Here is a 19,813-nt window from a genome sequence, read left to right as displayed (position 1 = left end):
AAATCCCTGTGGGAGCGGGTTCACCCGCGAAGAGGGCGGTACAGGCTAAAAATCAGCCAGCCGCTGCCTCGGTAAGGGCCTGCCACATGGAGGGCCCGCCCGCCGACTTGGCAACGGCAGCCAGCCGCTCGGCATGCGCCTCCAGTTCCTCGGCAGTGGCCATGATCACCCGCCCCGGCGTCCGCCCGACAATCCGGCGGATCTCGCTGCCGCCAGCGCCCTGCCCATCATCCTCGGCGTCTGCGCCATGGCCCGCCAGCGACAGGCTGGTCTGGCCACCGGTCATCGCCAGGTAGACGTCAGCCAGCAGTTCCGAGTCGAGCAATGCGCCGTGCAGCTCACGGCCCGAGTTGTCGATGTCGTAGCGTTTGCACAGCGCATCCAGGCTGTTGCGCTGCCCTGGGTGGCGCGAGCGCGCCAGCAACAGGGTGTCGAGGATGGTGCAATGCTGCGAAATGTCAGCGCGATGCTGCTGGCCCAACAAGGCGAATTCGTTGTTGATGAAGCCAACGTCAAACGCCGCGTTGTGGATGACCAGCGTGGCGCCCTGGATGAATTCGAAGAATTCCTCGGCCACATCGCCAAAGCGTGGCTTGCCGACCAGGAAGGTGTCGGTGATGCCGTGGACGTTGATAGCGCCCTCGTCACTCTCGCGGTCCGGCTGCAGGTAGACGTGGAAGTGCCGCCCGGTCAGGCGCCGGCCAAGCACCTCGACACAGCCGATCTCGATGATCCGGTGGCCTTCGCTGACCGGCATACCCGTGGTTTCGGTATCGAGAATGACGAACCGTTTATCTTGCTGCTGCTCCACGCGGGGCGCTCCAACTTGCATCAGTTACAAAGGCCGCGATTGTACCCCAGCTCAACGCTGGGCGCGCACCTCATCGACCCCACGGTTGGCCAGCTGGTCGGCGCGTTCGTTGCCGGGGTGGCCGATATGGCCGCGCACCCACTTCCAGCTCACCTTGTGGCGGTTGACCTGCTCATCAAGCTGCTGCCAGAGGTCGGCATTCTTCACCGGCTCTTTGGCAGCGGTCTTCCAGCCGCGCTTCTTCCAGTTGACCATCCACTCGTTGATGCCCTTCATCACGTACTGCGAGTCGGTGGTCAGCACCACTTCGCATTCGCGCTTCAGCGACATCAGGCCCTGGATCGCCGCCATCAGCTCCATGCGGTTGTTGGTGGTTTCACGTTCGCCGCCCCACAGTTCCTTCTCGACGCCCTTGTAGATCATCAGGACCCCCCAGCCACCTGGGCCAGGATTGCCTTTGCAGGCACCATCGGTAAACATTTCGACGCTATCGCTCATGTACCACTCTTGAATTCAGTGCTTGTCAGTTTCAGGGTTGGCCGCCGTGCGGTTCACCTTGGCCAGCGGCAGCGGCAGCAACTTGCCCATCGGCTCGCGGCGCTCCGGGCGCAACGGCCGCAGGCCCACCACCATCTTGCGGGCCACCAGCAGGTACACCCCACCACCGGAGGTCTGCCAGCCGCCGGCTACCCGTTCCCAGCCCGCCAGACGCTGCTGCCAGGCTGGTGAGGCAAGCGGCGGACGATAGCACCCGAAGCGGCGTTTCTCCAGCGCGAAGCCCAGCAGGTTGAGCCAGTCGCCTACCCGCGACGGCGAGATGCAGCGCGCCTTGCGCAGGGCGCCGTGGCTGAAGAAGTGGCGCATGCCCCAACTGCTCCACGGGTTGATCCCGACGATCAGCAGGTGCCCGCCCGGGCGCACGGCGCTGGCAGCCTCGCGCAGCAAGCCATGGGGCGACAGGCTGAAATCCAGGCCATGCTGCAGCACCACCACATCGGCGGCGTGCTCGCTCAGCGGCCAGGCCTGCTCTTCACAGGCAATTTCCACCCCCGGCAGCGGCGCCCCAAGGCGCACGTTGCGCTGCACCTGGGGGGCGCTGGGCGGCGGCTCCGCACAGGGGCCGTAGTGCACAAGGTAGCCCCCGAAGAAGCGGCCCAGCTCTTCTTCCAGCAGCTTTTCCTCTTCCTTGAGCATCAGTTGGCCGATCGGGCCATTGAACCACTCACGGGCCAGGGTGATCAGCTTGACCCAGTCCGGGTCGGCCTGGGCAAAGGCTTGGTCGGTCATTGCGCTCTCCCTCGAAGGTTCTCCCACCGCGCCATCGCGGCTAAGATGCCTTCATGTGCCACGCTTGGCGAATCGGATCCGCACCATGATACAGATCGATGCTCTCCCCGCTTTCTCCGACAACTACATCTGGTTGTTACAGGATACTGCCAAACGCCGCTGCGCGGTGGTCGACCCGGGTGACGCCGGCCCGGTGGAACGCTGGCTGTCGGCCAACCCAGAATGGGTGCTCAGCGACATCCTGATTACCCACCACCACAACGACCATGTCGGCGGCGTGGAACGGCTCAGGCAACTGACCAACGCACGGGTGTGCGGCCCTGCCAACGAACGTATTCCCTGTCGCGACGTGGCCCTGGACGAAGGCGACCAGGTGACGGTGCTGGGCGTCACGTTCCAGGTACTGGCAGTGCCTGGCCACACCTTGGGGCATATCGCGTTCTTCAGCGACCAACCGGCAACGCCAGTGCTGTTCAGTGGCGACACCCTGTTCGCCGCCGGTTGCGGGCGCATGTTCGAGGGTACACCCGAACAGATGCAACCGGCCCTCGCCCGCCTGGCGGCGCTGCCGCCGCAAACCGAAGTGTACTGCGCCCACGAGTACACCCTCAGCAACCTGCGCTTTGCCAAGGCGGTGGAACCCACCAATCCGCACGTTCTGCAGCGGTTCGATGACGTTACCCGTTTACGCGCCGACAATCGCATCACCTTGCCATCAACGATCGGCCTGGAACGCCTGACCAACCCCTTTCTGCGTACCTCTGAAACATTAGTTAAACAAAAAGCAGACGAATGGAAGGGACATCCAAACGACTCGCAGGTCACTGTTTTTGCTGCCTTGAGGTCTTGGAAGGACACCTTCTGATAACCTCAAGATATATCGCAATCGATGGTCAAAGGTTGACCAGGCCCGGAGCGGTTTCTAGAATCGCCGAAATTTTTCGCCCGGATACCTGTCTCAGCCGATGTCTTCCCGTAGCCGCAGAACCTCTCATTCCGTCGCCCTGACGCGCCTGGCCCAAATCAGTGCGCTGGCTCTGGCCGCCACCCTGGTGGGCTGCCAGAGCACCCGTCAGCTTGACGAATCCGAAAGCGTTCGCGCGCACAATTACCAGGCGCGGATCAAGCACAAGCCTGCACCGCTGCTGGTCAAGCCGGCCGAGCAGGCGCCGCAGGACGTCTGGGAGCGCATGCGCCAGGGCTTCGCCCTGCAGGACAGCATCGACGTCAACCCGCGCATCGAGCAGCAGCGCCTGTGGTTCGCCAGCAACCCCACCTTCATCGAAAGCGCCGGTGAGCGCGGCAGCCTCTACCTGCACTACATTGTCGAGCGTCTTGAAGAGCGCGACATGCCTCTGGAGCTGGCCCTGCTGCCCGCCATCGAAAGCGCCTACAACCCGATGGCCTATTCACGCGCCAGCGCTGCCGGCATGTGGCAGTTCATGCCAGCGACAGGCCGCCACTTCAACCTGCGCCAGACCAACTTCTACGATGGCCGCCGCGATATCACCGCGTCGACCAACGCCGCACTGGACTACCTGACCCGCCTGCACGACATGTTCAATGGGGACTGGCTGCTGGCCCTGGCTGCCTACAACGCTGGCGAAGGCACGGTGAGCCGCGCCATGGAGCGCAACGAACGGCTCGGCCTGCCAACCGACTACTGGAACCTGCCGCTGCCTCAGGAAACCCGCGACTATGTGCCCAAGCTGCTGGCCCTGTCGCAGGTGGTGCTTACGCCTGAAGCCTATGGCGTGAACCTGAACCCGATCGCCAACGAGCCCTACTTCGAAGCGGTCGCCATCAATGATCGCCTGGACCTGTCGCGGGTGGCGGCCTTTGCCAACATCGACGAAGACGAGCTGATCCAGCTCAACCCGGCCTTCAAGAAGCGCATGACCGTAGACGGCCCGCAGCAACTGCTGGTGCCAACCGCCAAGGCGCAGCTGCTGAGCGACAGCCTGTCCAATCTCAAACCTGAGCAGCTGGTGAGCCTGCAGCCTAACAAGGCCGTGTTCGCCCGCGCCGTGGCCGAAGCCAAGGCGCCGGTGGCAGCGCGCAGCTACCGAGTCAAGCGCGGCGACAACCTGGGCACCATCGCCAAGGCCAACCGCGTTTCGGTCGGTGACATCAAGCGCTGGAACCGTTTGTCCGGCAACAGCCTGCGTGCCGGCCAGGTACTGGCCCTGCGCGGTGGCAAAGGGCCGAGCGCCGCGGGCAACCGGGTAGCGGCATCCGGCAAGCGCTCCACCCAGTACAAGGTACGCAAAGGCGACTCGCTGTACCTGGTGGCCAAGCGCTTCAACGTGGAAATGCAGCACCTCAAGCGCTGGAACCCACGCAGCGGCCACGCCCTCAAGCCAGGCCAGACCCTGACCGTCTACCTCTCGCATTAATGCTCGCCAGCGGGATTGACGCGCCCCCCTGTAGGAGCGGCCTTGTGTCGCGATCGGGCTGCACAGCAGCCCCCGATTCTTGAAGCCAATGCCCATATTGCAGGGGCTGCTGCGCAGCCCGTTCGCGACACAAGGCCGCTCCTACAGCTACCGCGTCATCTCCATTAGACCCAAGCCAACCCCTCCTTCAAAACCTCTCTTTTTCCAACCCCACCAAGCTGTTACTGTACCCGATCAAAGCCCAACGCCTCTGGATCGGATGCCGACTTGATACGTCCCCTCCTGCTGTCACTCAGCCTGGCCTTGAGCTTTCCCGCAGCCGCGATGGTGAGCGAAAGCCACGGATACGCGCAGTTCGGCACGCTCAAGTACCCGGCCACATTCACCCATTTCGACTGGGTCAACCCGCAAGCGCCCAAGGGCGGCACCTTGCGCGCCATGGCTTTTGGCACCTTCGATACCCTCAACCCCTACACCTTCAAGGGGTCGAGCCCGATCACCACGCCCAATTTCCAGCAGTACGGCATCAGCGAGCTGAACGAGCCGCTGATGGTCGGCACCGGCCAGTACGACCCGTCGGGTGACGAGCCGACCTCCAGCTACGGCCTGATCGCCCGTTCGGTCGAATACAGCGAGGACCGCAGCTGGGTGGTGTTCAACCTGCGCCCGGAAGCCCGCTGGCATGACGGCCGGCCGATCACCTCGGCAGACGTGGCCTTTTCCTACCGCACGCTGCTCAAGGACGGCCACCCGATCTACCGCACCAACCTGCAGGAAGTGCAGCGGGTAGACATCCTCGGCCCGTTGCGCATCCGCTTCGTGTTCAAGCGCGCGGGCAACCCGCTGCTTATCCTGCGTCTGGGCGAAATGCCGGTGCTGCCCAAGCACTACTGGCAAAAACGCGACTTCAAGGCCACCACCTTCGAGCCCCCCTTGGGCAGCGGCCCCTATCGCATCACCCAGGTACAACCCGGGCGCCGTCTGGTGTTCGAGCGGGTCAAGAACTACTGGGGCAAGGACCTGGCGGTCAACCGTGGCAAGTACAACTTCAAGCGCGTGGAATACGAGTTCTACCGCGACGCCACGGTGGCCTTCGAAGCGTTCAAGGCTGGCGAATTCGACATCTATATCGAGCACCAGGCGAAGAACTGGGCCAACGGCTACAACTTCCCGGCCGTGCGCCGTGGCGAGGTGATCAAGGCGCAGATCCCGCACCAGATCCCCACGCAAACCCAGGGCCTGTTCATGAACAGCCGTCGGGCCACCTTCAGCGACCCGCGGGTACGTCAGGCGCTGGGGCTGATGCTCGACTTCGAGTGGACCAACCGCGCCCTGTTCAGCAGCGCCTACCGCCGTTCGACCAGTTACTACCCCAACAGCGAGTTCGCTGCCAGCGGCCTGCCCACCGGCAAGGAGTGGCTGTTGCTGGCGCCGTTCCGTGACCAGTTACCGGCCAAGCTGTTCAGCGAGCCCTACAGGGTCAGTCACACCGATGGCCGTGGCATCAGCCGACAGACCCTGCGCCAGGCCTTGGGCCTGCTTGCCGAGGCTGGCTGGAAGCTGAACGGCCAGCGCCTGGTCGACAGCAAGGGCCAGCAGCTGCGTATGGAACTGCTGTTGGTAAACCCCAACCTTGAACGCATCCTGCAACCTTATGTCGAAAATCTGTCCAGCATCGGCATCGATGCACGCTTGCGCACCGTGGACCGTGCCCAGTACAAACAACGCCTGGACCAGTTCGATTTCGACATGATTCTGATGACCTTGAACCAGACCCTGAGCCCCGGCCTGGAACAGTGGCTGTACTTCCATTCCAGCCAGGCCGCCACCAAGGGCAGCAAGAACTATGCTGGGGTCAAGGACCCGGTGGTCGACCACCTGCTCGACACCCTGCTGGCCGCACGCACCCGCGACGACCAGGTCGCCGCCGCCCGCGCCCTGGACCGCGTGCTCTCATGGCAGTACTACATGATCCCCAACTGGTACCTCGACAACCATCGCCTGGCCTACCGCAACCGGTTCGCCTTCGTCACCACACCGCCCTACACCCTTGGGCTGAACAGCTGGTGGATCAAGACTTCGGAGAAAGCCCAATGACGCCAACGCACCGTCTGCGCCGGCTGGCATGCAGCCTGTTGCTCGCCTGCCTGAGCCTTCCCACCCTGGCCGCACCGCAGCACGCGCTCACCCTGTACGACGAGCCACCCAAGTACCCTGCCGATTTCAAGCACTTCGACTACGTCAACCCTGACGCGCCCAAGGGCGGCACCTTCCGCCAGTCCAGCTTCGGCGGCTTCGACAGCCTCAACCCGTTCATCAACAAAGGCGTGTCGGCCGAGAACATCGGCAGCATCTATGACACCCTGATGCGCCAGAGCCAGGACGAGCCGTTTACCGAATACGGCCTGGTGGCCGGGAAGATCGAGAAGGCCCCCGACAACAGCTGGGTGCGCTTCTACCTGCGCCCCGAAGCCCGCTTCCACGACGGCCACCCGATGCGCGCCGAGGACGTGGTGTTCACCTTCAACGCCCTGATCAAGGACGGTGCGCCGCTGTACCGCCAGTACTACGCCGATGTCGCCGAAGTGGTCGCCGAAGACCCGCTGAAGGTGCTGTTCAGGTTCAAGCACAAGGGCAACCGCGAGCTGCCGCTGATTCTCGGCCAGCTGCCCGTACTGCCCAAGCACTGGTACGCAAACCGCGACTTCAACCGCGGCAACCTGGAAATCCCCCTGGGCAGCGGCCCGTACAAGGTTGCCGAGGTCAAGGCCGGGCGCTCGGTGCGCTACGAGCGGGTCAAGGACTATTGGGCCAAGGACCTGCCGATCAACCGCGGCTTCTACAACTTCGACTTCATGACCTTCGATTCCTACCGCGACACCACCGTCGCCCTGGAAGCACTCAAGGCCGGGGCGTTCGACTATGCGCTGGAAGTCAGCGCGAAGAACTGGGCCACCGCCTACAACGTGCCCGCCGTGCGCGAAGGCCGACTGATCAAGGAAGAGCTGCCCAACGGCAACCCCACCGGCATGCAGGGCTTCATCTTCAACATCCGCCGCACGGTGTTCCAGGACGTGCGCGTACGCCAGGCGCTGAGCCTGCTGCTGGACTACGAGTGGACCAACAAGCAGCTGTTCAACGGTGCCTACACCCGCACCGGCAGCTACTTCGACAACTCGGAAATGGCCGCCCATGGCCTGCCCAGCCCAGACGAGTTGAAGATCCTCGAGCCACTGCGTGGCAAGGTCCCCGAGCAGGTGTTCTCCGAGCCCTTCAAGAACCCGGTCAGCGACGGCAGCGGCATGATCCGCGAGCAGCAGCGCCAGGCCTACAAGCTGCTGCAGGAAGCCGGCTGGAAAATCGTCGACGACAAGATGGTCGACGCCCAAGGCAAACCGGTAAGCATCGAGTTCCTGCTGGCGCAGACCGAGTTCGAACGCATTCTGCTGCCGTTCAAGCGCAACCTCGCTGACCTGGGCATCGACCTGAGCATCCGCCGGGTGGACGTTTCGCAGTACATCACCCGCCTGCGTTCACGTGACTACGACATGATCGTCGGCGGCTACCCGCAGTCCAACTCGCCGGGCAACGAGCAGCGCGAATTCTGGTCAAGTGCCGCCGCCGACAACCCCGGCAGCCGCAACTTCATCGGCCTGCGCGATCCGGCCATCGACCAGTTGGTGGAAGAGTTGATCAACGCCGACTCTCGCCAGAGCCTGATCGACCACTGCCGTGCCCTGGACCGCGTGTTGCTGTGGGGCTACTACGTGATCCCCAACTGGCACATCAAGACCTGGCGCGTGGCCTACTGGAACCACATCGGCCACCCGAAAGTGTCGCCCAAGTACGACATCGGCATCGACACCTGGTGGATCAAGCCCGGGGTGACCCCGGCGGTCAGCGAAGCCCCTGCGGACGAGGCCAACTAACATGCTGGCCTACATCCTGCGCCGCCTGCTGCTGATCATCCCGACCCTGTTCGGTATCCTTGTCATCAACTTCATCATCGTCCAGGCCGCCCCCGGTGGCCCGGTCGAGCAGATGATCGCCAAGCTCGAAGGCTTCGAAGGCGCCACCAGCCGCATTGCCGGTGGCGGCGCCGAGGTTTCCGTGGCCGGCTCCAACTACCGCGGCGCACAGGGCCTGGACCCGGCACTGATCGCCGAAATCGAGCGCATGTACGGCTTCGACAAGTCGCCGCCCGAACGCCTGTGGATCATGATCAAGAACTACGCCCAACTGGACTTCGGCGACAGCTTCTTCCGCGATGCCAAGGTGATCGACCTGATCGTCGAGAAGATGCCGGTTTCGATCTCGCTGGGGCTGTGGAGCACGCTGATCATGTACCTGGTGTCGATCCCGCTGGGGATCGCCAAGGCAGTGCGCCACGGCAGCCACTTTGACGTGTGGACCAGCTCGGCGATCATCGTCGGCTATGCGATACCGGCGTTCCTGTTCGCCATCCTGCTGATCGTGCTGTTCGCCGGGGGCAGCTACTTCGACTGGTTCCCACTGCGTGGCCTCACCTCCAACAACTTCGACGAACTGAGCACCACCGGCAAGGTGCTGGACTACTTCTGGCACCTGGTGCTGCCGATCACCGCGCTGGTCATCGGCAACTTCGCCACCATGACCCTGCTGACCAAGAACAGCTTCCTCGACGAGATCAACAAGCAATATGTGGTCACCGCCAAGGCCAAGGGCCTCAGCCGGCCGCGGGTGCTGTACGGCCACGTGTTCCGCAACGCCATGCTGCTGGTGATAGCCGGCTTCCCGTCGGCGTTCATCGGCATCTTCTTCACCGGGTCCTTGCTGATCGAGGTCATCTTCAGCCTCGACGGCCTGGGCCTGATGAGTTTCGAAGCGGCCATCAACCGCGACTACCCGGTGGTCTTCGGCACCCTGTTCATCTTCACCCTGCTGGGGCTGGTGGTGAAACTGATCGGCGACCTGACCTACACCCTGGTCGATCCACGCATCGACTTTGCCAGCCGGGAGCACTGACATGGCCTTGTCCCCCCTCAACCGCCGGCGCTTCGAGCGTTTCAAGGCCAACCGCCGTGGCTGGTGGTCGCTGTGGCTGTTCCTGATCCTGTTCGGCCTGAGCCTGGGCGCGGAGCTGATCGCCAATGACAAGCCCGTTGCTGTGCGTTACGACGGCGAATGGTACTTCCCGGCGTTCAAGCGCTACCCGGAAACCACCTTCGGCGGCGAATTCCCGCTGGAGGCCAACTACAAGAGCCCGTACATCCGCGAACTGCTGGCCAAGAAAGACAGCTTTGTGCTGTGGGCGCCAATCCCGTTCAGCTACCAGAGCATCAACTACGACCTGCGCGTGCCCGCCCCGGCGCCGCCCTCCACGGACAACTGGCTGGGCACCGACGACCAGGGCCGCGACGTGCTGGCGCGGGTGATCTACGGCTTCCGCATTTCGGTACTGTTCGCCCTCACCCTGACCGTGGCCAGCTCCATCGTCGGCGTCATCGCCGGCGCCTTGCAAGGCTTCTATGGCGGCTGGGTCGACCTGGCGGGGCAGCGCTTTCTGGAAATCTGGTCGGGCCTGCCTGTGCTGTACCTTCTGATCATCCTGGCCAGCTTCGTGCAGCCCAACTTCTGGTGGCTGCTGGGCATCATGCTGCTGTTCTCGTGGATGAGCCTGGTGGATGTGGTGCGCGCCGAGTTCCTGCGTGGGCGCAACCTGGAGTACGTGCGCGCCGCCCGTGCGTTGGGCATGCGCAACGGCGCGATCATGTACCGGCACATTTTGCCCAACGCCATGATCTCGACCATGACCTTCATGCCGTTCATTCTCACCGGCGCCATCGGCACCCTCACCGCCCTGGACTTTCTCGGCTTCGGCCTGCCCGCCGGTTCGCCATCACTGGGCGAACTGGTGGCGCAGGGCAAGTCCAACCTGCAGGCGCCGTGGCTGGGCATCAGCGCCTTTGCCGTGCTGGCGCTGATGCTGAGCCTGCTGGTGTTCATCGGCGAGTCCGCCCGCGATGCCTTCGACCCGAGGAAGTGACATGAGTGAACAGAACCTGATCGAAGTGCGGGACCTGGCCGTGGAGTTCGTGACCGGGGACCAGGTCAACCGGGTGGTGGACGGCATCAGCTTTGACATCCGCAAAGGCGAGACGCTGGCGCTGGTGGGCGAAAGTGGCTCGGGCAAATCGGTCACCGCGCACTCGATCCTGCGGCTGCTGCCCTATCCCTTGGCCCGCCACCCCAGCGGCAGCATCGGCTACGAAGGCAAGGACCTGCTGCAGCAGAACGAGAAGACCCTGCAACGCATTCGCGGCAACCGCATTGCGATGATCTTCCAGGAGCCGATGACCTCGCTCAACCCGCTGCACTGCATCGAGAAGCAGATCAACGAAATCCTTCTGCTGCACAAGGGCCTGACGGGCAAGGAAGCGACCGCACGTACCCTGGAACTGCTGGACCTGGTCGGCATTCCCGAACCGCACAAGCGCTTGAAGGCCCTGCCCCACGAGCTGTCGGGCGGCCAGCGCCAACGGGTGATGATCGCCATGGCACTGGCCAACGAGCCGGAACTGCTGATTGCAGATGAGCCGACCACGGCGCTGGACGTGACCGTGCAGCTGAAGATTCTCGACCTGCTCAAGGAACTGCAGGCGCGCTTGGGCATGGCGCTGCTGCTGATCAGCCATGACCTGAACCTGGTGCGGCGCATCGCCCACCGCGTGTGCGTGATGCAGCGCGGGCAAATTGTAGAGCAAGCCGAATGCGCCACGCTGTTCAGCTCGCCACAGCACCACTACACCCAAATGCTTATAAATGCCGAGCCCAGCGGGCTGCCGGCGCACAACCCGGTGGGCACGCCACTACTGGAGGTGGATGACCTCAAGGTGTGGTTCCCGATCAAGAAGGGGCTGCTGCGGCGCACGGTTGACCATGTGAAAGCCGTGGACGGGGTCAACTTCAGCTTGCCGCAAGGGCAGACACTGGGGATTGTCGGGGAGTCCGGGTCAGGCAAGTCGACGCTCGGCCTGGCGATCCTGCGGCTGATTTCCAGCCAGGGGGGCATCCGCTTCCATGGTCAAGACCTGCAAGGGCTGAACCAGAAGGCTGTACGGCCGCTGCGTCGGGAAATGCAGGTGGTGTTTCAGGACCCGTTTGGCAGCCTGAGCCCGCGCATGTGCGTGGCGGACATTGTGGGTGAAGGGTTGCGCATTCACGGCATTGGCACCGCGCAGGAACAGGAAGCGGCAATTATCGCAGCCCTGGAAGAGGTAGGCCTGGACCCGCGCACGCGCCATCGCTACCCCCATGAGTTTTCCGGTGGGCAACGCCAGCGCATCGCAATTGCCCGGGCGCTGGTGCTGAAGCCCGCACTGATCCTGCTGGACGAACCCACGTCCGCGCTGGACCGCACCGTGCAGCGGCAGGTGGTGGAATTGCTGCGTAACCTGCAGCAGAAGTACAACCTGACCTACCTGTTCATCAGCCATGACCTGGCGGTGGTCAAGGCGCTGAGTCACCAGCTGATGGTGATCAAGCATGGGCAAGTGGTGGAGCAAGGGGATGCGCAGGCGATCTTCCATGCGCCGCAGCATCCGTATACACGGCAGTTGCTGGAGGCGGCGTTTTTGGAGGTTGAGGCTTCGTAGGGGAATGGTGTGTGTTCGCCTTGATCCTTGCGCCGCGTTTGAGATCGAGCGCCGCCCGCGCGGCGCATCGCGAGCCAAGCTCGCTCCTACATTTGTTTCGGGCCAATTATTCCTGGGGCAGACGCGCGCGTCCCCTTGGCGCTCCCTTCGATATCGTGGGGGACAAACAGGGCGTTCGCGCGCGCAGGCACAGGCGATACTGGCCCGAAACAAACGTAGGAGCGAGCTTGGCTCGCGATGCGCCGCGCGGGCGGCGCTCGATCTGCGCTACACCGCAAAAACCAAGGCCGGCACCTTGCTGCCCTGACGCAATCGGGCGTAGAACGAAAAAAACCGACGATGATCTGGGCTGCCCTCAAAGGCGTCTCAACAGATCCTGCCGCTCGCGCCAGATTTCCTGCACGAAAGGGTCAGTCACCCCGTAGACGCCGTGCCCACGACGCATGATCAGGTTGGCCGCCAGCAACTCGTTGGCAACCGGCTGTATCTCTTCAACCCTAACTTCGCGCCCCACGACTTTCGAATATTCGGCTGCCGCCTCATTGGAAAACACGCCACGCACATCACCTTCGGCCGATGCAATCCGGGCAAAAATCGCTTCAGCCAGAACGCCCAGCTCTTCTACCTTCATTAGCTCCAGATCGGCAGCAGCCGAACACAAAGTGGCTGCGATCACTGGCAGCAAATCATCCGGCCCAACACTCGATGCTGGCGAATGAATCAGCTGGCGAAGTGCACGGATGAATTCCTCTGGCCTGCTACCCAGCGTTTTGAATGCGAGTGCAGCAACATCCAGCGACGGTAAGTTGTCCAGCCCATCATTCGCGAGCCGCTTGAGCCAGAATTCGACATAGTCCCTGCCTAGTACCGGATAGGGCACGTTGGTAGCGCCGGCAAAAGCCTGGTTACGTCGAGCGGTCAATTCGTTGACCATTGCCCGGTGAGAGCCGGTACCGATAAACAGGAAATGCCCTGGTGTATTCGGTCGCGGGTTGATGGCATCACGTGCAGCCTTCAATGCCAGCATCATCTGCTGCCCGGCCTCGGTGGTAATCGCTTGCTGTACCTCATCGACAACCAGCACGACGTCCGCCCGGGCTTGGTCGACGACTTCAGTTAGCGCTTCTGCCAGCGTCACGCCACCTTCGGTGCCCAAGGTATCGAGGTTGAACCCAAACTTGAGCCCGGCCATTTCGACTGCCGCACCGCGCAAGGTTTTCAGTTTTTGCAAGAACGCCGAGCCTGGGTTCTGCAGATCAACAAGGGCTTTACGCACAGCTGCAAGGACAAGTGCCACAGGGCTGGTTTGGGTATCACTCCAGAGATCGACGTAGATCACCAGCGCACCCATTTCCTCCAATGCTGGGATCAAGTCGTTCTTCAGGAAGGTGGTTTTGCCAGTCCGGCGCAGCCCCGAGAAGAACAAACCAGATCGCAGCCCGATATCCAGAGTGGAGGGTTTCAGCAGCTGCCTGGCCATTTCGGCAGCCAGTTCGCGGCGTGGAAATAGATCGAACATGGCTTTATCCAGAATTATTGAATACCAATAATTATTGGCAGATAATAATTCAATGTAAAGTCACGCAGGCTGCCATGCAAACACGATCAAGCGCGCGATAATCAATTTTACTGACAACAATCGTCTTCCATCATCAGCCAGATCAGGCATAAATTCTCCACCGTCCACTCCCAGCAGCAACGGTAGAGCCTCATGTCCAGCCCACAACATTCGTCCGCCTCCCCTGCCCTGACCACGCTAATCAGCCGTTCCGGCCTGCCCAGCCCTACACTCAGCGAGACGCAGGCACACGCCGTATTGCAGGCGCACTATGGTCTGGACGGTGACCTGACGGCATTGGGCAGCCAACAGGACGTCAACTTCCGCGTCGACACGCCACAAGCCCGCTATGTGCTCAAAGCCTGCCACGGCAGCTATGCCCAGCTTGAGCTTGAAGCACAACATGCCGCCCTGGCCTACCTGCGCGAACAGGACCTGCCGGTACCCGCCTTGCGACCCGCCAGCAACGGCGAAGGTTTGCTGGCACTGGACATGGACGGGCACCCCCTGCGCCTGCGCCTGCTCGATTACATCGAAGGCCAGCCCCTGACCCGCCTCAAGCACATGGAGCCGCACCTGATGGCGGAGCTGGGCGGGCTCTGTGCGAAGCTGGACAAGGCCTTGGCCGATTTCGACCACCCAGGCCTTGCGCGCACCCTGCAATGGGACCCGCAACATGCCCAGGCACTGATCGATCATCTGCTGCCGGTGCTGCAGGACAGCGGGCAGCGCGCCCGCATCGAACACGCCACCCGCCATGCCCGCGAGCGCCTGATGCCGCTGGTTGATCACTTGCCGAGTCAGGCCGTGCACCTGGACATCACCGACGACAACACCGTGTGGGCCCGTGATGCCCAGCGCCAGTGGCAACTGCAAGGCGTGATCGATTTCGGTGACCTGCTGCGCACCTGGCGCATCGCCGACCTGTCGGTGACCTGCGCTGCGCTGTTGCACCACGCCGAGGGCGACCCACTACGCATCCTGCCAGCCGTGCAGGCCTACCAGGCGCTCAACCCGCTGACCGAGGCCGAACTACGTGCCCTGTGGCCGTTGGTGCTGAACCGCGCCGCCGTACTGGTGCTGAGCAGCGAACAACAGCTCGCCGTCGACCCGGGCAACCAGTACACCCGCGACAACATTGCCCACGAATGGGAAATTTTCGACACTGGCACCGCCGTGCCCATTGCCCTGATGGAGGCGGCCATCCTGCAGGCTGCGGGCCTGCAACCCAAGGCGCCGGACCTCAACGGTTGCGCCCCCCTGCTCCCCGAGCTGGCCGGGCAGGCCGTAACGCGGGTGGACCTGGGGGTACTCAGCACACACTGCGAGGCCGGCAACTGGGAGCAACCCGGTTTCGACCAGCGTCTGCTGGCTTCGCAAGCCGCTCCGGCCTCCAGCCTGCACGGGCAATATCGCCTGTCGCAAACCCACATCGACCGCCCCGAAGAGCCCGCCACCTGCGCCCTCGGCGTTGAGCTGCACCTGCCCAACGGCAGCCTGGTGCAAGCGCCAGCACCCGGCACCTGGCAGCGCCACGGCGACGGCCGTGGCTGCCTGCGCACAGCGCATTGGGCTATGTGGCTGCAGGGCCTGGAAAACGCACCGGCAGACGGCCAGGCCATGGAAAAAGGCCAGTCCCTGGGCAACAGCTGTGGTTTCCTCAGCGTGCAGTTGTGCCTGGACATCGGCATCCAGCCGCCGTTCTTCGCCACCCCATCACACGCTGCCGCCTGGCTGACCCTGTGCCCGTCGCCAGCCGCGCTGCTGGGCTTCGATTGCGATGCCGAGCCGCTACCCGATCCGCAAGCCTTGCTGGCCCGCCGCGACGCCAGCTTCGCCCGCTCGCAGAAGCACTACTACGCGCAGCCGCCCCACATCGAACGCGGCTGGCGCAACTACCTGATCGACATGCAGGGCCGTTCGTACCTGGACATGCTCAACAACGTCGCGGTGCTGGGCCATGGCCACCCGCGCATGGTCGCCGAGTCGGCGCGGCAGTGGTCGCTGCTGAACACCAACTCGCGCTTCCACTACGCCGCCATCACCGAGTTCTCCGAGCGCCTGCTGGCGCTGGCACCCGAAGGTTTCGACCGGGTGTTCATGGTCAACAGCGGCACCGAAGCCAACGACCTGGCGATTCGCCTGGCCTGGGCCTACAGCGGCGGGCGTGACCTGCTCAGCGTGCTGGAGGCCTACCACGGCTGGTCGGTGGCCACCGATGCCATTTCCACATCCATCGCCGACAACCCACAGGCCCTGGAAACCCGCCCGGACTGGGTGCACCCGGTCGAGGCACCGAACACCTTCCGCGGTCGTTTCCGCGGTGCCGACAGCGCCGCCGACTACCTGCGGGACGTCGACGCCAAGCTGGCTGACCTCGATGCGCGTGGCCGCCAGCTGGCGGGCATCATCTGCGAGCCGGTGTACGGCAATGCCGGCGGTATCTCGTTGCCGGCCGGCTACCTGCGCGACGCCTATGCCAAGGTGCGCGCCCGTGGCGGGGTGTGCATCGCCGACGAAGTGCAGGTGGGTTATGGCCGCCTGGGCGAATACTTCTGGGGCTTCGAGGAACAAGGCGTGGTGCCCGACATCATCACCATGGCCAAGGGCATGGGCAACGGCCAGCCGTTGGGCGTGGTCATCACCCGCCGCGAAATCGCCGAGGCGCTGGAGGCCGAGGGTTACTTCTTCTCCTCGGCCGGTGGCAGCCCGGTCACTTGCCGCATCGGCATGGCGGTGCTGGACGTGATGCAGGAAGAAGGCCTGTGGGACAACGCCCGCGACACCGGGCGCTACTTCAAGGCCCGCCTGCAGGCGCTGGTCGACAAGCACCCGCTGGCTGGCGCGGCACATGGCTCGGGCTTCTACCTGGGGCTGGAACTGGTGCGCGACCGCACAACCCTGGAGCCGGCCACCGAAGAAACCATGACGCTGTGCAATCGCCTGCGTGACCTGGGCATCTTCATGCAGCCGACCGGCGACTACCTGAACATCCTCAAGATCAAGCCACCAATGTGCACCACCCGGGCAAGCGTGGACTACTTTGTCGACAGCATTGACCGGGTGCTGGGCGAAGGGCTGTAGGGATTGGGGTGAGGCTGGAGCGTTGGCCCCTGGAAGTTCGTCGCCTGTGAGATCGAGCGCCGCGCGGGCGGCGCTCGATCTCACAAACACCGATTACTTCAAGCCCTACCTTTGGCAATTCCATCTATTACTATTCGCTCACAACGCCCCAACATCAGGTTCACCGAACATGGCCTTCTCCAGCGACTCCCTGGCAATTTTCCTCGCGGTGCTGGATGCCGGCTCGTTCTCCGCTGCCGCGCGCAAGCTGGGCCGTGTGCCTTCGGCCGTAAGCATGGCAATCGCCCAACTGGAAGCGGAGCTGGACCTGCCGCTGTTCGACCGGGCCACGCGCAAAGCCTTGCCCACCAGCGCCGCCCTGGCGCTGGAGCCTCAGGCCAGGCAGGTGATCTGCCAGCTCAATCTGCTGGATGCCCAGGCCCTGCAACTGCACAAGGGCCTGGAAAAACGCCTGACCATCGCCATGGCGCCCGAGCTACAGACCGGCCGCTGGAGCCAGCCACTGGAAACCCTCGCCCAAGAGTTTCCCAGCCTGGAAATCGAGGTACGTTCGGCCACCCAGACCGAAGCCATTCGCCTGTTGCATGACGGCAGTGTGCAACTGGCACTGGTGTTCGAACGGCCCGGCATCGACGAACGTGAGTCGTTCCTCGAAGCCGGCAGCCAACTGCTGGTAGCCGTCGCCTCACCACGCCATCCGGCCGGGCAGAACAGCGGCACGCCACTGCCTGAAGAGGCCTTTGCCGAACAACGGCAGATCATCGTGGCCTCGGGCAAGGCCACCGGGTCAGACCCACGCATGGTGCTGTCGCGGCGCATCTGGCTGACCGACAGCTACCTGGCCACGCTGGACCTGGTGCAATCGGGGCTGGGCTGGGCCTACCTGCCGCAGCCGCTGGTTGAACCGCTGATTGCTTCCGGTGCACTGGCCGAGGTGCGCTTTGACAACATGGCCAGCCGCCTGCGCCTATGGGTAGACATCATCTGGATAAAGTCACGCCCGTTGGGCCTGGGCGCTCGACGTTACCTGGACGTCATGCGCCAATGCTTTGAAACAGAATCGCCAAGGTCCTGATCCATCGCCGACTACGCTTCGAGCAAGCCAACGGTTACCCAGTAAGGACACTGACATGACCATCACTCGACGCGACTTTCTCAATGGCGTAGCCCTCACCATCGGTGCAGGGCTCACCCCGCTGCAACTACTACAGGCCGCGCCGTCCGGCCGCTATTACCCGCCCGCCCTCACGGGCCTGCGCGGCAGCCATCCAGGTGCGTTCGAAGTGGCGCACCAGATGGGTTGGGAAAAGAAGGTATTCGACACCACCGGCCTGAAGGTTGAAGAGCATTACGATCTGGTGGTGGTCGGCGGGGGCATCAGTGGCCTGTCTGCTGCCTGGTTCTACCGACAGCAGCACCCGAAAGCGCGCGTGCTGATTATCGAAAACCACGACGACTTCGGTGGTCACGCCAAGCGCAACGAATTCCAGATGGGCAACCAGATGATCCTTGGCTACGGCGGGAGCGAGGCCTTTCAGTCACCCAAGCACCTTTACAGCGATACGGTGAACGGCCTGCTCAAGCAACTGAACGTGGATGTGGACCGTTTCCAGACCGCCTTCGACCGAAACTTCTACCCAAACCTTGGCCTGTCTCGTGGCGTGTTCTTCGACAAGACCGGCTTTGGCGAAGCGAAACTGGTCAGTGGCGACCCTACGCCAATGGTCGCCGATGATATTGCCCCAAACAAACTCAACGCGCGTAGCTGGCGCGCGTTCATCGGCGACTTCCCACTGCCGGAGGCCGACCGCCAGGCATTGATCGACCTGCACGAGGCACCCCGTGACTACCTGGCGGGCAAAAGCCTTGAACAGAAAGAGGCCTATCTGGCCAAGACCAGCTATCAGGACTTCCTGCGCAAGGACGTCGGGCTAAGCGAAGCCGCCGCGCGCTACTTCCTCAGCCGCACCAACGACTTTTCCGCACTGAGCATCGACGCCGTGGCCGCCGCCGACGCCTATGGCGTGGGCTTCCCAGGCTTTGCCGCCATGGGCCTCGCACCGGTCAGCGAAGCGCTGAAAGCCGAGATGGAGGAGCCCTACATCTATCACTTCCCCGACGGAAACGCCTCACTGGCACGGCTGCTGGTGCGCAGCCTGATTCCGGCTGTCGCGCCCGGCAACAACATGAACGACATCGTTTTGGCGCCTTTCGATTACGCCAGGCTGGACATTGCACAAAGCCCGGTGCGCCTGCGCCTGAACAGCACTGCGGTCAGTGTCGCCAACCGCAACGGTGGCGTCGACATCGGCTACAGCCGGGGCGGCGAGCTGCACCGGGTACGGGGCAAGCACTGCATACTGGCCTGCTACAACATGATGATCCCCTACCTGCTGCGCGACCTCTGCACTGAGCAGGCCCACGCGTTAGCGCAGAACGTGAAATTCCCGCTGGTGTACACAAAAGTGGTGATTCGCAACTGGCGCAGTTTCATGACATTGGGCGTGCACGAAATCTATGCACCGAACCAGCCCTACAGCCGCGTCAAACTGGATTATCCGGTAGACATCGGCGGCTACAGCCATCCCCGCGATCCGGATCAGCCCATCGGCCTGCACATGGTCTATGTACCCACCACACCCAACGCAGGCCTGGATGCCCGCAGCCAGGCCCGCCTCGGCCGCAGCAAGCTGTATGCGATGAACTTCGAGCAAATGGAAGGTATGGTGCGTGACCAGCTACAGGCCATGCTGGGGCCGGCGGGCTTCGACTACCACAAGGATGTCCAGGCCATCACCATCAACCGCTGGCCGCATGGTTACGCGTACTATGCCAACAGTCTGTTTGATGACCAGCAACAGAGTGAAAAACTGATGAACCTGGCCCGCCAGAAAGTCGGTAATGTTGCCATCGCCAACTCCGATGCCGCCTGGGAGGCCTATGCGCATGCGGCGATAGATGAAGCGTCGCGAGCGGTCAACGAGTTGCTCTCCGCTGTGGGTGTCGCTGACAGTGAGCGAATACATGAGCCTGATCGATGAAG

14 protein-coding genes are annotated in these 19,813 nt (G+C 63.2%); 10 read left to right on the top strand and 4 right to left on the bottom strand.

Translation table 11 applies throughout. The features are described 5' to 3' along the window. Positions 1-52: 52 nt before the first annotated feature. The 3 genes from dnaQ to ABI582_RS24275 are packed head-to-tail and all read right to left on the bottom strand — an operon-like array spanning position 53 to position 2,098. Entirely contained in the window at positions 53-811 is a 759-nt protein-coding gene (gene dnaQ / locus ABI582_RS24285) for a DNA polymerase III subunit epsilon (protein WP_442120524.1), read from the bottom strand. Between the two features lie 51 nt (positions 812-862). Then, positions 863-1,309, bottom strand: coding sequence for a ribonuclease HI (gene rnhA, locus ABI582_RS24280; protein ID WP_016498736.1), 447 nt, complete (start codon positions 1,307-1,309; stop codon positions 863-865). 15 nt (positions 1,310-1,324) lie between these two features. Then, on the bottom strand, positions 1,325-2,098 hold the full coding sequence (locus ABI582_RS24275; RefSeq protein WP_442120523.1) for a class I SAM-dependent methyltransferase: 774 nt from the start codon (positions 2,096-2,098) through the stop codon (positions 1,325-1,327). An 85-nt stretch (positions 2,099-2,183) separates the two neighbouring features. On the opposite strand from ABI582_RS24275, the gene gloB reads away from it, so the two are divergent. The 7 genes from gloB to ABI582_RS24240 all read left to right on the top strand — a co-directional run bounded on the left by gloB (position 2,184) and on the right by ABI582_RS24240 (position 12,128). Continuing rightward, positions 2,184-2,963 carry a hydroxyacylglutathione hydrolase gene (gloB, locus tag ABI582_RS24270; RefSeq protein ID WP_258653384.1) on the top strand — a complete coding sequence of 260 codons (780 nt, stop codon included), beginning with the start codon at positions 2,184-2,186 and terminating at the stop codon, positions 2,961-2,963. A 100-nt stretch (positions 2,964-3,063) separates the two neighbouring features. After that, complete coding sequence (locus tag ABI582_RS24265) at positions 3,064-4,494, top strand: transglycosylase SLT domain-containing protein (protein ID WP_442120522.1); 1,431 nt, start codon at positions 3,064-3,066, stop codon at positions 4,492-4,494. Between the two features lie 267 nt (positions 4,495-4,761). Beyond that, positions 4,762-6,591, top strand: a complete 1,830-nt coding sequence (locus tag ABI582_RS24260) for an extracellular solute-binding protein (protein WP_442120521.1) — start codon at positions 4,762-4,764, stop codon at positions 6,589-6,591. Then, positions 6,588-8,423, top strand: coding sequence for an extracellular solute-binding protein (locus ABI582_RS24255; RefSeq protein WP_442120520.1), 1,836 nt, complete (start codon positions 6,588-6,590; stop codon positions 8,421-8,423). Before ABI582_RS24260 ends, ABI582_RS24255 begins: the two co-directional genes overlap by 4 nt. A gap of 1 nt (position 8,424) precedes the next feature. Then, positions 8,425-9,498, top strand: a complete 1,074-nt coding sequence (locus tag ABI582_RS24250; protein WP_016498730.1) for a microcin C ABC transporter permease YejB — start codon at positions 8,425-8,427, stop codon at positions 9,496-9,498. A 1-nt stretch (position 9,499) separates the two neighbouring features. Next, complete coding sequence (locus ABI582_RS24245) at positions 9,500-10,519, top strand: ABC transporter permease (protein ID WP_016488246.1); 1,020 nt, start codon at positions 9,500-9,502, stop codon at positions 10,517-10,519. A gap of 1 nt (position 10,520) precedes the next feature. Beyond that, entirely contained in the window at positions 10,521-12,128 is a 1,608-nt protein-coding gene (locus tag ABI582_RS24240) for an ABC transporter ATP-binding protein (protein ID WP_338744660.1), read from the top strand. A 355-nt stretch (positions 12,129-12,483) separates the two neighbouring features. Here ABI582_RS24240 and ABI582_RS24235 read toward each other — a convergent pair whose 3' ends face one another. Next, positions 12,484-13,647: an ATP-binding protein gene (locus tag ABI582_RS24235; protein WP_442120519.1), complete on the bottom strand. Its 1,164-nt coding sequence runs from the start codon at positions 13,645-13,647 to the stop codon at positions 12,484-12,486. Between the two features lie 192 nt (positions 13,648-13,839). Here ABI582_RS24235 and ABI582_RS24230 point away from each other — a divergent pair, with 192 nt between their 5' ends. The 3 genes from ABI582_RS24230 (at position 13,840) to ABI582_RS24220 (ending at position 19,811) form a co-directional block, all read left to right on the top strand. Continuing rightward, complete coding sequence (locus tag ABI582_RS24230; RefSeq protein ID WP_442120518.1) at positions 13,840-16,770, top strand: aminotransferase; 2,931 nt, start codon at positions 13,840-13,842, stop codon at positions 16,768-16,770. 169 nt (positions 16,771-16,939) lie between these two features. Next, positions 16,940-17,845: a LysR family transcriptional regulator gene (locus ABI582_RS24225; RefSeq protein ID WP_019470164.1), complete on the top strand. Its 906-nt coding sequence runs from the start codon at positions 16,940-16,942 to the stop codon at positions 17,843-17,845. 55 nt (positions 17,846-17,900) lie between these two features. Further along, positions 17,901-19,811: an FAD-dependent oxidoreductase gene (locus ABI582_RS24220; protein ID WP_442120517.1), complete on the top strand. Its 1,911-nt coding sequence runs from the start codon at positions 17,901-17,903 to the stop codon at positions 19,809-19,811. Positions 19,812-19,813: the final 2 nt, after the last annotated feature.

This window comes from Pseudomonas sp. SAS7 (genome assembly GCF_052112345.1).
GTDB lineage: Bacteria > Pseudomonadota > Gammaproteobacteria > Pseudomonadales > Pseudomonadaceae > Aquipseudomonas > Aquipseudomonas putida_Q.
The sequence above is the reverse complement of the archived record's forward strand: the minus strand, read 5'-3'. Positions and strand labels throughout refer to the sequence as shown.

Bases quoted from the DNA above. Each gene is read 5' to 3' on its own strand.
- ABI582_RS24230 (WP_442120518.1), top strand. From the start codon at position 13,840: ATGTCCAGCCCACAACATTCGTCCGCCTCCCCTGCCCTGACCACGCTA.
- ABI582_RS24255 (WP_442120520.1), top strand. From the start codon at position 6,588: ATGACGCCAACGCACCGTCTGCGCCGGCTGGCATGCAGCCTGTTGCTC.
- ABI582_RS24245 (WP_016488246.1), top strand. From the start codon at position 9,500: ATGGCCTTGTCCCCCCTCAACCGCCGGCGCTTCGAGCGTTTCAAGGCC.
- ABI582_RS24240 (WP_338744660.1), top strand. From the start codon at position 10,521: ATGAGTGAACAGAACCTGATCGAAGTGCGGGACCTGGCCGTGGAGTTC.
- ABI582_RS24220 (WP_442120517.1), top strand. From the start codon at position 17,901: ATGACCATCACTCGACGCGACTTTCTCAATGGCGTAGCCCTCACCATC.
- ABI582_RS24265 (WP_442120522.1), top strand. From the start codon at position 3,064: ATGTCTTCCCGTAGCCGCAGAACCTCTCATTCCGTCGCCCTGACGCGC.
- ABI582_RS24275 (WP_442120523.1), bottom strand. From the start codon at position 2,098: ATGACCGACCAAGCCTTTGCCCAGGCCGACCCGGACTGGGTCAAGCTG.
- rnhA (WP_016498736.1), bottom strand. From the start codon at position 1,309: ATGAGCGATAGCGTCGAAATGTTTACCGATGGTGCCTGCAAAGGCAAT.
- gloB (WP_258653384.1), top strand. From the start codon at position 2,184: ATGATACAGATCGATGCTCTCCCCGCTTTCTCCGACAACTACATCTGG.
- ABI582_RS24225 (WP_019470164.1), top strand. From the start codon at position 16,940: ATGGCCTTCTCCAGCGACTCCCTGGCAATTTTCCTCGCGGTGCTGGAT.
- ABI582_RS24235 (WP_442120519.1), bottom strand. From the start codon at position 13,647: ATGTTCGATCTATTTCCACGCCGCGAACTGGCTGCCGAAATGGCCAGG.
- ABI582_RS24250 (WP_016498730.1), top strand. From the start codon at position 8,425: ATGCTGGCCTACATCCTGCGCCGCCTGCTGCTGATCATCCCGACCCTG.